Below are 11,850 nucleotides of genomic sequence, written 5' to 3'. Positions count from 1 at the left end.
TTTCTGCTTTCTAGAGCTCGATGCCGTCGCCGTAGTCGCGTCCGCCCAAGTGCCGCGCGTGCTCGAGCGTCATCACGTCGGCGCGGTGACCGAGCTCTGCCGCGAGCGCCACGATGCGGTCTCGCTTGGCGCTTTCGACCAGAACGATCGTGTACGAGTCCGAGTCGATGTCGAAGACGAGAAGCTCGAGGCCGGCCGGGGCGAGCAGCGCGTTCGCACGCAACATGCCGAACGTGAGGTGCGCATCCGCGTCGTCGACGGATTGCAGGTCGACGCCGCTCGCCAGCACGGCGCTCATACGACTCAGCGCCCACGCGAGTTCGGCGGCGTTGTCCTTCCAATCGAGCTCGTGCGCCAGCTCGTTCTCGATCAACCAGTCGACGAGAGCGAACCACGGGTCGACATCGTCGTCTTCGAGGCCTCGGTTCTCGGCCTCTGCGGAGTGAGCCTCGAAGTAGTCGGCCGGCGAGGAGTAGGCCTGCAGCACCACCTCGGCGAGCCCGACATCCGGTGACAAAAGGGCCGCGAGCTCGCGCCAGCGGGCGGCGGCGTCGTCGTCGGATGCGTGGCGCTGGGCGTCTAGGAACTGGGGAGCCTCTGGTTCGTGATGCGACGCGCGCCGAAACGGGTTCCAGGCCATGACGGGCTCCTCCCTGCACCATTGACGCGAGAGACTCGCGTACCCAGCCTGACACTCTCCGCGCGCCTGCGCACCTCCCTCAACGCCGAACGGGCCGCACACCGCCGGTATCCGGCGGGCACGGCCCGTTCAGAATGCGGGTAAATCAGTACTGCACCATCGAGCTCATGACGATGGCGCCGAGGATCATCGACGCGATGTTCGCGGCGATGCCGACGAAGCTCAGGATGATGCCGACCAGCGACAGAGTGCGGGCCTGCGGTTCGCGCTTGCGCGACATGAAGCCGAGGATCACGCCGGCGATCGCCAGGAGGATCCACAGGATGGGCAGGAACAAGCTGAAGACGATGCTCACGGCACCGAAGACCAGCGACAGAATCGCCATGGTCTTCTTGCTCGAAGCGGCGGGGGCCGGGGTGTATGCGGGTGTAGTCATGAGGCTGCTCTCCATCGTTTAGGGGACGTGTTCCTCACAGGGAACGCGCAAACATTACCGTGAGTTCACGACTTAAGAACACCCCTCATGTTTTGGCGCAGAATTCTTTTTCGCCACACCTCAGGCAGCTCGAACAGCACCCGCGCACGTCCGCGCACGAGCACGCGATGGATGCCGAGTGCGGCCGACACGATCAGCACGGTTCCGAAGACGGGAGCGAGATACCGCACGGGCGCAAACTGCAATGACCACTCGACCGGAGGAAGCAGGAAGAGCAGCCAGATCAACGGAAGCTGCAGCACGAAGATCGGCAGGGTGCGGCGACCGATCGCCGCCGCCACCTTCTCGAACGGCGGCCAGCGCACCAGCACCGAGATCACGACGATCGACACCATCACGGCGGCGCTGTCCCGCAGCAGCCGCAACCCTGTCTCGAGCGCGGTTCCCTCGGCGGTCTGTTGCCAGGCCAGTTCGCACACGACGAAGAAGACGATGCCGAGAACGGGTGCCCATACGCTGCGGATGCGCGCGAGCGCCCGCAGCGCCGGCGCCGCATAGACCCCGACAGCGAAGAAGACCGCGTAGTACACGACGTGCAGCCAGAGCGCCTCGTCGCGTGTGACGGGCACGGCTCCGGATGCGACGGAGAGCACCGCGAGCACGCCCACTACCGCGGCGGGCGGCACCCGGTTCAGGCTGCTGAGAACCACGACGTAGGTCGCGAGCGCGAAGATGAACCACAGCATCGAGTCGGGAACGAACAACTGCTCGAGAAAGTGCAGGGGCGTCATGACCCGGAACGGCACACCCGGGTCGATGACCACGCTCGAGAGCACGGCGTACACCGCGAGCCAGACGAGGTAGAGCCAGTACAGAGATACGGCCCGAAGCACGGTTCGCCGATCGCTCCACCCTGCCCGAACCCGGCGCGATGCCACCAACCCAGAGACGACGAAGAGCAGCGGCAGCCTGAACGCGCCGAAGAATTCCGTCAGCTGCGTCCAGGCCTCTACACCGTTGCTCGGCGGCGCGAGCGGCTCGTATACGAAGATGCGCACGTGCAGCAGAACGACCAACAGCACGCAGATGCCGCGCGCGGCATCCACCCACGCGAGCCGAGTCGCGGTCACCGACCGCGCCTATCGAACGGCGACCCCCCGACGCACCATCGGCTCGAACATGCGGTCGAAGACCACTCTGCGATCGAACTGCAGGGCGTACTCCCGGGCGCGCGCGGCCCACTCGTTGCGCTCGTCGGCCGTGGTCTCGACGATGGCGCCCACGAGAGCCCGAGCGATCGCATCCGGATCTTCGACGGGAACGACGATCGCGTGGTCGCCGATCGCCTCGCCGATGCCGCCCGTCAGCGTCGTGATGATGGGGCCGCCGCCCGCGAGCATCTTCTCTGCGAGGGCGATGCCGAAGGTCTCGACGAATTCGGGCCGAGGCTTGCTGGGCAGAACGAACGCGGCGCATCCCTTCATGAGATACGGCTTCTCGGCGTCTCCGACGTCATCGAGAAAGCGGATGCGCGACGAGACGCCGGATGCCGCGGCGGCGGCGCGAAATGCGTCGGCCTGCGGGCCGCGGCCGGCGATCACCAGGGTCTTGTCTGCGTGCACGCCGCTGCGTTCGAAGCCTTCGATGAGCTCCTCGACGCCCTTGGCGTGGGTGAGACGGGAGAGGAAGAGCACGTAGCCGTCGCGTTCGAGCCCACGCGATGCCAGCACCTCGCCGAGAACTCCGTCGTCGAGATCGAGATAGGCGTCGGCGTCGATCGCCGGATACGACACCGTGATCTTCGCGCGGCACTGCTCGGCGAAGCGCGTTCCGTGCTGAGCGTCGACGCGTTCGGCCTCGCTGATGATGAGCTGGCGGGTGTAGTCCGATACGGCGACGCAGTAGTCCTGGCTGAGGTAGCTCGTGAGGATGTGAGCCGCGGCGCCGAGGCGGCCTTCTTCGACAGCCGTGCGCACGACATTGGTCACGTCGGAACCGACCGCCTCGGCGATGGTGGTCACGTTCACGGGCAGGCCCGTGCCGAGGGCTGCACGAACGGCGTCGGACGCGGCGATCGTGTGGGGGCTCAGGTAGAGCGAGAGACACACCGTCGGAACGCCGTCGGTGAAGAGCTCGACCAGGCGGCCCGTGATGCCGGCGAGATGGCGGCCGTCGGGCACCTTGTAGTCGCCGACCGGGGCCGGGCGCTCCACGATGATGCCGTCGCTGTAGGGCAGAACCGAGTCGAGCGGCTTGAGCGGCAGCCCGGCGCGCTCGAGAACGTCGATGGGCCAGGTCACGATGCGCACCTCGTCGAAGCCGCGCTCGAGGGCGGTCTCGGCCAGATTGCGGGCCTCGACGGAGTGCCCGCAGATGACCGGATCTGCTCGCACGATGATCACGAGACGGTTGTCGATGGTGGTCATGGCTTGGCTCCCGGGTGTGTGTGGGTGAGGTGTTCGCGAACCAGGCCGGAACGCGATGGGGGAAGATTCGTGGTGGCCCAGCCGCTCGGCTCAGGGCCGAGTTCGACGAGCAGCTCGCCGCCGCGATGCAGCTCGGATCCGCTGATCCAGCTGCGCTCGAGCGCAGCGCCATTCAGCTGCATCGACTGCACATACTGAACAGGTCCGCCATGCACGGGTTCGACGAAATTCTTCGTGCGTATCCTGAAGCTCTCGTCGCCGACCGCGATGGTCGCCGACGAGAACAGCGGGGCGTTCATGAGAAAGATGTTCTGGCCGGCCACGGGGAACAGGCCGAGCGAGGCCCAGACGTTCCACGAGCTGAGCCCGCCGGAGTCGTCATTGCCCGGCAGACCGCCGCGGCCCGTTCCGAACTGCTGGAGCAGAACGTTGTGCACGACCTCGGCGGTGCGATCGGGGCGGCCGGCGTAGTGATATGCCCAGGGCGCCTCCATGTCGGGCTCGTTGTTGAGCCCCTCGAAGCGGCCGAGCGCGTAGCCGGCCAGCATCTCGGCGACGGCGGGCCTGTTGCCGGGCTGCGTCACGGCGGGCGCGCCGAAGCCGAAGAACTCGTCGAGCTGCGCCACGAAGGCGTCGGCGCCGCCGCTGAGTTCGATGCGCGAGGCCATGTCGTGCAGCAGTCGGAACGAGTAGTTGTAGCGCGTGCCCTCGTAGTAGGTGGAGTCCTTCAGCAGCCCGCTCGCCGGATCGAAAGCATTGGCCCAGCGCTCGGCCAGCCCCTCGAACTGCTCCGCGAGCGCAGTGTCGCCCACCCGCCGCGCGACTTTCGCCGTGGCCCAGTAGCCGAAGGCCAGGTCGAGGGTATGGCTGATCGGATGCGTCTCGCCGTGCAGCAGAAATTCCTCGCCGTAGGTGCGGCGCAGGTCGTCGGACATGTGCACGAGCGCCCATTCCCAGTCGATGCCGGGCAGGCCGAGCTGGCAGAGGTCGGCGAGGAAGGTGTGGGCGAGGGCGCTTCCCTGGCGCGAGAACCGGTCGCTCCCCCGGGCCATGCGGTAGCCGATCGGAAAGTTGCCCTCCTCCTCACAGATGGTGAGCAGGGCGTTCGCGAGTTCGACGGCGCGCTCGGGCATCAGCGCCGTGAGCAGCGGCAGCTGGGTGCGATAGATGTCCCACATCGTGCTGATGTCGAAGGCGAACGGTCCGTCGCTGGGCCAGAACGGGCTCTCCGAGGGCGCGAGACAGGGCTTGATCAGCGAGTGGTAGAGCGCGGTCGAGAAGACGGTCTGCCGCTCGGTCGATGTCGTCTTCACGCTCACCGACTTGAGTTGCTTGCGCCACTGCCGCTTCGTCTTCTCACGTCGATGATCGAAGCGCGATTCGCCTTCCCCGCAGTCGTTACGCAGATTGCGGCGGGCCTGCTCGACACCGCGCAGCGAGAAACCGATGCGCAGCTCGATGGTCTCGCCCGCCCGACTCGGCCCTGCCCACATGAGCCCGAACGGACGCAGGGTGGTGGGCCGGATGTGGTCGAAGTCGAGTCGTTTGCCGCCGGGCATCAGGCGACGGTCGTAGAACAGCATCTGTCGCCACTGCGGCGTATCGCACTCGATGTACACGGCGATCGGGGTCCCCTCGACCACGATCTCCCCCTGCGCGACTCCGGGCTCGAGCGTCTCGAGGTGGGCGCGCAGCGGAATGGTCGCGCCGTAGGGAATCGACAGGCCACCCAGCGAGAAGTCGATCACGATGCGCGCCCGCGGGTCTTCGGGGAACGTGTACCGGTGCACGGCGCTCTTCGGTCCGACGGTCAGTTCTGCTCGCACGCCGGAGTCGAGCGTGGCGGAGTAGAAGCCGGGCTCTGCGGTCTCGTCCGTGAGATCCCACAGCCGGCCCAACGCATCCAGCGGCTCGACCATGGGCGTGACGCGAAAGTAGTTGTAGTACTTGCGAATCGCGCCCGTGCCCGACTGCTGAAAGTGCGTGAAACCGGATGCCGTGGGTCGGTCGTGCAGCGTCGAGGGCACGCCCTCGAGACTCAGATCGTAGCGGCCGTAGCCCGTCGGATAGGCACCGGAGTAGGCGCAGGCCGAGACCATGCCGAGCGGGTAGGTCGCTCCCGGATGCGTGTTGCCGATCTGGGGCTTCGGCCACCACCAGGTGGCTGCAAGGCCGGTCTGCGGGGGCAGCGCCGTGGGCTCCGACCCGAGAAACGGGTCGACGTGGCCGATCACGCGAGGGCCCGTCGTCGATTCATGATGTGACGCTAAGAGCCGGCGGCATCCGGTCGGTGAACGAGCCGATGCCTACAGATGAACGCAGGGCCAACGGTGGCCTGCAGGGGTGAGCGGCGGGCGCGCTGGCGCGTCAGTCGCTGAGGTTGTCGCTCAGAATCGAGAGCACGGTCGAGCGCGACTGTCGCGCCACGTCGCCCAGTCGGGCTGCGACCACCTCGACGAGTGACTCGAGCAGCACAACGTGCGGGATGCGTGAGGTGTGCTCGAGTTCGTGTCTGAACGATCCGCTGGCCGGCGCGACGACGAGGGCGGCGTCGGCGAGTGTCACGAGCGGTGATCGCGCGAACGAGGTGACCACCACCAAGCGCGCACCCGCGGCCCGCACGGCGCGCGCCGACCGAAGACTGGACTCGTTCGCGCCGCTGCCGCTGATCACGATGCAGGTGTCGGCCGGGCTCAGCTGACGTGCCGCGATCTGCTGGCCGATGGGGTCTGCGACGAACTCGGTGGGGCGTCCGACAGCGGTGAGCCGCATGGCCAGATCGAGCGCGAGCGGCGACGACAGCCCGTTGGCGATGGCGAGAAGACGCGATGCCCCCACGATGAGCTCGAGCGACTTCTCGACCGACTCGTCGGTGAGCACGCTGGCGATCTGCGGAAGCGAGGAGGCGAGCGCATCGATGTCGGCACGGATGCTGCCGAGGGCTCCCGAGCCGTAGTCGCGCTCCCGCTCGCGGCCCTCGCCCTGAGCGAGCTCGCGGGTCAGCGCCACGCGCAGCTGCGGATAGCCGCGGTATCCGAGGCTCTGGCAGGTGCGGATGACCGTCGACCTCGCGACACCGGCGCGGTCAGCCAGGTCTTGAGCCGTGGTCTCGACGATGCCCTCGAGGTCGGCCAGAATCAGTTCGACCACGCGGCGCTCGCTGGGCAGCAGCGAGTTGATCACCGTGGCGATGCGTGTCGTGGGGGTGACGTCGTCGCTACCGCTCCAGGTCATGTACGGGTGCTCCCTCGGTTATCCGTCGGCGGATGGCCCCCGAGATCGCGTCGAGGGCGATCGTCACGATCACGACGACGATCAGCAGCATTCCGACAACGCCCCACTGCCGATACTGAGTGTAGGAGGTGAGCATGTCTCCGATGCCTCCCACTCCGATCAGACCGAGCACGGCAGAGGCGCGCACGTTGATCTCGAAGCGGTAGAGCCAGAACGACAGGAACTCCGGACTCGCCGATGGCCAGACGCCCCAGCGCAACACCTGCGAGGTCGAGCCACCGGCGGCGCGCACGGCCTCGATCGGGCCACGGGGAACCCCGTCGATCGATTCGAAGCCCCACTTGCCGAGGGTTCCGATGCCGCCGACCGCGAGCGCGAGCGCACCCGTCAGGGGCGTGAGACCGGTAACCGACAGGATGATGATGGCGATGATGATCTCGGGCACCGCCCTGATCACGGCGAAGACCCCGCGCAGCGCGGCCTGAACGGGCGGTGGGCCGAATCCCTTTGCAGCGAGGAAGCTCAGCGGCGTCGCCACGATGATGCCGAACACCGTGCCTACCCAGGCCATCTCGACCGAGCGCCACGTCTGATAGAGCGCCTCGCCGAGCTTCGACCAGTCGGGGGCCGAGAACATGAGCCAGAGGTAGCGCACGATCTCGGAGGGCAGGTTGCCGAGTCTGGCCCAGTTGATGTCGACAGACCAGAAGGCGACGACCACAACAACGACCACGACGGATGCGACGACGCGGCCGCGCGTGCGGGATGGGCGGGGTGGTGCGACGGCACTCATACGAGCCTCTTCCGGATGGCGCTCGAGACGAGTTCGAGCAGGATGACGACGACGAGGACCTCGAGGATGATGACCGACAGCTGGTCGTAGCGGAAGTAGGTGCGCACCGCGTCGATGAGGAGGCCGATGCCGCCCGCGCCCACGAGGCCGAGAACCGTGCCGGAGCGCACGTTGAGTTCGAGCACGTAGAGCACCTGGTTCACGAAGCTCGGCCACACATCGGGCAGGGCGACCGCGCGATTGATCTGTGCCTGGGTGCCGCCGGCCGCGCGGGCAGCCTCGAGGGGCCCTGCGTCGTTCGACTCGATGGCCTCCGAGACGAGCTTCACGATGATGCCCACGTTGAACAGCACGAGCGCCAGGATTCCGGGAAGCGCGCCGACACCGACCATCGCGACGAGGATGGCGGCGTAGAGCAGCTCGGGCACGGCGCGCACAATGTTGAGTATTACGCGCACGATTCCGCGACCGACCCGGTGCGGGTTGATGAGGCGGGCGGCCCAGAGGCTGAGCGGAAGCGCGATGAGGGTGCTCACTGCCGTGGCGATGACCGCCATCTCGAGCGTCTCGAGCATGGGCGGGATAGTGCGGGGAAAGAACGACCAATCTGGCTGCAGAAGCTGAACGATCTTGGCGGCGCCGTTCTGCCAGTTGCGCGCGATGGCGTCGAGCGAGAACGCGATCCCGAGCTGCGGGCTCAGCGTGACGGCGGTGATCAGGGCGATCACGCCGAACGCGAGCCACGGCTTCCAGCGACCGGCGGGCCGCGGCGGCGGGGTGGCCGACGCTGATGCCGCCGCCTTCGCCGTCGCCGCCGGGGCGGGCACGGATGCGGGGGCGGTCATCGGTCGAGCACGTCCTCTGCCCGAATCGAGCGGCCGTAGATCTCTTCGAAGACGGCATCGCTGGCGTCGTCGACGGAGCCGTCGTAGACGACCTCGCCCGCGCGAAGGCCGATGAGGCGGGTGCCATACTCTCGTGCCAGGTCGACGAGGTGGAGGTTGGTCAGCACGGTGATGCCGAGCTCGGTGTTGATGCGACGCAGGTCACGCATCACGGCGTGCGCGGTGGGCGGGTCGAGGCTGGCCACGGGTTCGTCGGCGAGCACGAGATGGGGCTCCTGCGACAGAGCCCGCGCGATCGCGACCCGCTGTTGCTGGCCGCCCGAGAGCGACGACGCGCGATCCCATGCCTTGGCCAGAATGCCGACCCGCTCGAGGGCGTCGAACGCGATCTGCTTGTCGGCCGCGGTGTGCACGCCGAGCAGCGTGCGCCACGTCGAGGTGTGCGCGAGACGACCGACGAGCACGTTGTTCAGAACGCTCGTGCGACCGGCCAGGTTGAAGCCCTGGAAGATCATGCCGATCTCGCCGCGCAGGCGACGCAGCTCGCGCCCCTTCGCCTCGCCGAGGTTGTGCCCTCCCACGGTCAGCTGACCCGACGTGATGGGCACGAGACCGTTGATCGTGCGGATGAGACTGGACTTGCCCGAGCCCGACAGACCGACGACCGAGACCATCTCACCCGGCTCGATGTCCATCGAGATGCTCTTGAGAGCGACGACACCGTTGGGGTAGCGCACGCTGACATCGCGCATGCGGATGGCCCACGGCGCGGAGGCCGAGGCGACTGCCCCGACCTCCGCAGTGTGCTGAGTCACGCTACTTCAGTCCGAGCTTGTCGGCCGCACGGGCGACGACGTCGAGCGAGCCCGGGTCGGCCGGAGCCAACTTGGTGATGGAGTAGATCGCGGTGAGTTCCTTCGAGCCCTCGGGGGTGTTCGAGTAGTCCTCGAGCGCCTTGGTGATCTTGTCCTGCAGCGCGGGCGACAGATCCTTCGTGAGGGCGACTCCGTCGTTCGGAATCTCGTCGGAGAGGGCGAACACTACGACCTTCTGGCCCACGTCGGGCTTGTCGCTCTTCACGATGTCGCGGGCGTCCCAGAAACTGAAGCCCACCTCGGCGTCGCCGTTGTAGACGGCGAGAACGCTGGCGTCATTGGCGGTCACGGGCAGCGCGCTGATGTCGTTGTCGGTGTCGATGCCGGCCTCCTGCAGGGCGAGCACCGGGTAGATGTAACCGGCGGGCGATCCGGGGCCGAGCATGGCCACCTTGACACCGTCTTTGATCTTCGAGATCGAGTCGAGACCGGCCGGTCCCTTCAGCGCGTCGGCGCCGTTGCAGAAGAGCTTGCCGTCGCGCTCGACGGGGGCGTCGTCGCAGTACTTGTCGGGGTTGTTCGTCATGAACTGGGCCGGGTAGGTGATGTTGCCGTTGCGCTCGGTCTGCAGCACGACGGATGCGCCGTACATGTCGCTCGCCTGCCACAGCTGCAGCGACGGCAGGAAGCCGATCTGAGCCTGGCCCGCACCCATCGCCTCGACGGCGGCCTGGTAGTCCTTCGACACGACGCCGGTGACGGGGATGCCGAGGGCCTTGGTGAGCATGTCGGTGAGTGGCTTGGCGGTGTCGACGAGCGCGCCCTGGTCTTGCGAGGGAACGAGGGCGAGCGTGAGCGAGGTCGGGTCGGCCTGGGCCGCGTCGGTCGAGCCGTCGGTTGAGCCGGAGGCCGAGCATCCGGTGAGGGCGACGGTCGCGAGGGCGACGGTGGCCGCCCCGGCGAAGGTGAGGCGCTTGCGAGAGATCATGGAACTACCTTTCGGAGGGTGTGATGAGAGGTGCGGGTGAGGAGGGTGAAGAAGAGGAGTCGCGGAGCCACTCGGTGATGGCCGGGTAGAGGTCGTGCAGGTCGTGCGCCGAGAACGTGGGCGTCACATCCGGCGTCTCGTCTGAGGTCGAGCCGACGAGAGCTGTCAGCGCCCCGCGAGCGTGCGCGGGAGCGAGATCGTTGACCCAGACGTCGCCGATGCTCAGAACCTGGCCGCGGGGCAGCCACTCGTCGAGCACGGCGGCCATGCCGCTCGGCTTGCCGAGTGAGGTATAGGTGGCGTCGAACAGCCCGGTGAGGCCGAGCATCTCGAGGGCTGCGTCGATGCGGATGTCGGGTGCGTTGGTGGCGACGACGAGGTTGGCGAACGGGCGCGCCTCGATCAGAAACTCGACGAGGCCGTCGGGCGCCACGACGGGGGCGAGCGTCGAGCCGAGGTGTGCGCGGCTGGCGAGATAGGCCTCGCCGAGCGTGTCAGGCCGGATGCCGTGGTCGGCTGACATAAGCCGCACCAGGTCGTATCCGTCGATGGCATTCGTGCCAGGAGCTCGGCCGGAGGGGTGCTCGTCGAGCGTCGCAACGACGGTCTCGACGAAGGCGTCGGCCTCGTCGGAGGCCAGCTGCTGCGCCGCAGCGCGAGCGTATGCGACGACCGGCCCAACCCCGAGGGAGAGCGTCCCATCGAAATCGAACAGCAGGGTCTTGTCGCGGTACGGCACGCTTTTCCTTTCACTGGTGGACACAGCGTCCATGATAGGTAGAGCGTATAGACGCAATGACCACGCCAGGTGAACAGCGTGTAAACGATTTTTCGAGCGGCCCCCGCCGCCTACGATGGCGACGTGACGAACGACGACCTGCTGGCTGCTTCTGCCCGGATCGACGCGGGCGAATCGCCGCGATCGGTGCTCGATGGTTCGCTTCTCGCGCGGCAGATCGGGCAGGATGCGTCGACCGGCCAGTTCTCCCGGTGGGGGCTCTCGACCGTCGTCGACGAGAATACGGGCACGCCGGTTATCTCGCTCGAGCTCTTTGCCGAGCTGCACCGACTGGCCGGCCTCGACGCGAGCTGGCCCGTCGGCAACGCCGGGCTCATCCATGTCTATGGCTATCTACTGTCGACCGCGTCGACGCCCTACGGTTTGAAGCGCGACCGGTGGATGAACGGCGATGTGGCGCGTGCCCTCGGCCTCGAGCCGTCTATCTTTATGCCGTGGTTCGAGCCCGCGTCCGCGACCACTCCCCTGCACCGGCTCGCGGTTGCGCTGTCGCCCATCTTCGATGCTCCTGACCAGGTGCCTGGCGTCGAGTTCGTGATGCACGAGAGCTCGGATCACATCGTGGCCACGACGGTTCTGGTGCGCCATCCGGGTAGCGGGTATTCAGCGCTCCTCTACGCCGTCGACGGCAAGCTGCTCACCGCGTTCCCCTTCGAGATCTCGACGGCGAGCATCGCGTCTCTGCAGGCTGAAAGTCCGCGCCTGCGCTACAACGCCGTGGTCGACGCGGCACAGCAGCCGCTGGACAGGCGCCTCGTCGCGCTTCCCTCTCCCGATCAGAGGCGACACTTCCCTGCGACTGCTGACGGCGTCTGACAGACTCGGGCGCGGGGGCACCCCGCAGACATTGGAGTCCGAGCGTCGGTGACGTTTC

General features: G+C 67.3%; 12 protein-coding genes. 1 reads left to right on the top strand and 11 read right to left on the bottom strand.

Annotated features, from left to right (window positions below; all coding sequences use genetic code 11):
* Window positions 1–10: 10 nt before the first annotated feature.
* The 11 genes from CCK87_RS13935 to CCK87_RS13885 form a co-directional block, all read right to left on the bottom strand.
* The gene (locus tag CCK87_RS13935; protein ID WP_086461937.1) at window positions 11–640 is read right to left on the bottom strand and encodes a DUF6630 family protein; all 630 of its coding nucleotides are present in this window, start codon (window positions 638–640) and stop codon (window positions 11–13) included.
* Window positions 641–785: 145 nt separating this feature from the next.
* Window positions 786–1,076 carry a DUF4190 domain-containing protein gene (locus CCK87_RS13930; protein ID WP_140162862.1) on the bottom strand — a complete coding sequence of 97 codons (291 nt, stop codon included), beginning with the start codon at window positions 1,074–1,076 and terminating at the stop codon, window positions 786–788.
* Between the two features lie 65 nt (window positions 1,077–1,141).
* Window positions 1,142–2,206, bottom strand: a complete 1,065-nt coding sequence (locus CCK87_RS13925) for an acyltransferase family protein (RefSeq protein ID WP_086461935.1) — start codon at window positions 2,204–2,206, stop codon at window positions 1,142–1,144.
* Window positions 2,207–2,215: 9 nt separating this feature from the next.
* Window positions 2,216–3,502, bottom strand: coding sequence for a glycosyltransferase (locus CCK87_RS13920; RefSeq protein ID WP_086461934.1), 1,287 nt, complete (start codon window positions 3,500–3,502; stop codon window positions 2,216–2,218).
* Complete coding sequence (locus tag CCK87_RS13915) at window positions 3,499–5,736, bottom strand: glycoside hydrolase domain-containing protein (protein ID WP_086461933.1); 2,238 nt, start codon at window positions 5,734–5,736, stop codon at window positions 3,499–3,501. The genes CCK87_RS13920 and CCK87_RS13915 overlap by 4 nt, the downstream gene beginning before the upstream one ends.
* 133 nt (window positions 5,737–5,869) lie before the next feature.
* The gene (locus CCK87_RS13910; protein WP_086461932.1) at window positions 5,870–6,736 is read right to left on the bottom strand and encodes a MurR/RpiR family transcriptional regulator; all 867 of its coding nucleotides are present in this window, start codon (window positions 6,734–6,736) and stop codon (window positions 5,870–5,872) included.
* The gene (phnE, locus tag CCK87_RS13905; protein ID WP_086461931.1) at window positions 6,720–7,529 is read right to left on the bottom strand and encodes a phosphonate ABC transporter, permease protein PhnE; all 810 of its coding nucleotides are present in this window, start codon (window positions 7,527–7,529) and stop codon (window positions 6,720–6,722) included. The genes CCK87_RS13910 and phnE (CCK87_RS13905) overlap by 17 nt, the downstream gene beginning before the upstream one ends.
* The gene (gene phnE / locus CCK87_RS13900) at window positions 7,526–8,374 is read right to left on the bottom strand and encodes a phosphonate ABC transporter, permease protein PhnE (protein ID WP_086461930.1); all 849 of its coding nucleotides are present in this window, start codon (window positions 8,372–8,374) and stop codon (window positions 7,526–7,528) included. Before phnE (CCK87_RS13900) ends, phnE (CCK87_RS13905) begins: the two co-directional genes overlap by 4 nt.
* On the bottom strand, window positions 8,371–9,126 hold the full coding sequence (gene phnC / locus CCK87_RS13895) for a phosphonate ABC transporter ATP-binding protein (RefSeq protein ID WP_086462065.1): 756 nt from the start codon (window positions 9,124–9,126) through the stop codon (window positions 8,371–8,373). The genes phnE (CCK87_RS13900) and phnC overlap by 4 nt, the downstream gene beginning before the upstream one ends.
* Before the next feature lie 64 nt (window positions 9,127–9,190).
* Window positions 9,191–10,177, bottom strand: a complete 987-nt coding sequence (phnD, locus tag CCK87_RS13890) for a phosphate/phosphite/phosphonate ABC transporter substrate-binding protein (protein ID WP_086461929.1) — start codon at window positions 10,175–10,177, stop codon at window positions 9,191–9,193.
* A 4-nt stretch (window positions 10,178–10,181) separates the two neighbouring features.
* On the bottom strand, window positions 10,182–10,916 hold the full coding sequence (locus tag CCK87_RS13885) for an HAD family hydrolase (protein ID WP_249273895.1): 735 nt from the start codon (window positions 10,914–10,916) through the stop codon (window positions 10,182–10,184).
* A 123-nt stretch (window positions 10,917–11,039) separates the two neighbouring features.
* Here CCK87_RS13885 and CCK87_RS13880 point away from each other — a divergent pair, with 123 nt between their 5' ends.
* Entirely contained in the window at window positions 11,040–11,792 is a 753-nt protein-coding gene (locus CCK87_RS13880; RefSeq protein WP_086461927.1) for a hypothetical protein, read from the top strand.
* Window positions 11,793–11,850 lie beyond the last annotated feature (58 nt).

Source organism: Agreia sp. VKM Ac-1783, assembly GCF_900177765.1.
Classification (GTDB): domain Bacteria; phylum Actinomycetota; class Actinomycetes; order Actinomycetales; family Microbacteriaceae; genus Agreia.
The sequence above is the reverse complement of the archived record's forward strand: the minus strand, read 5'-3'. Positions and strand labels throughout refer to the sequence as shown.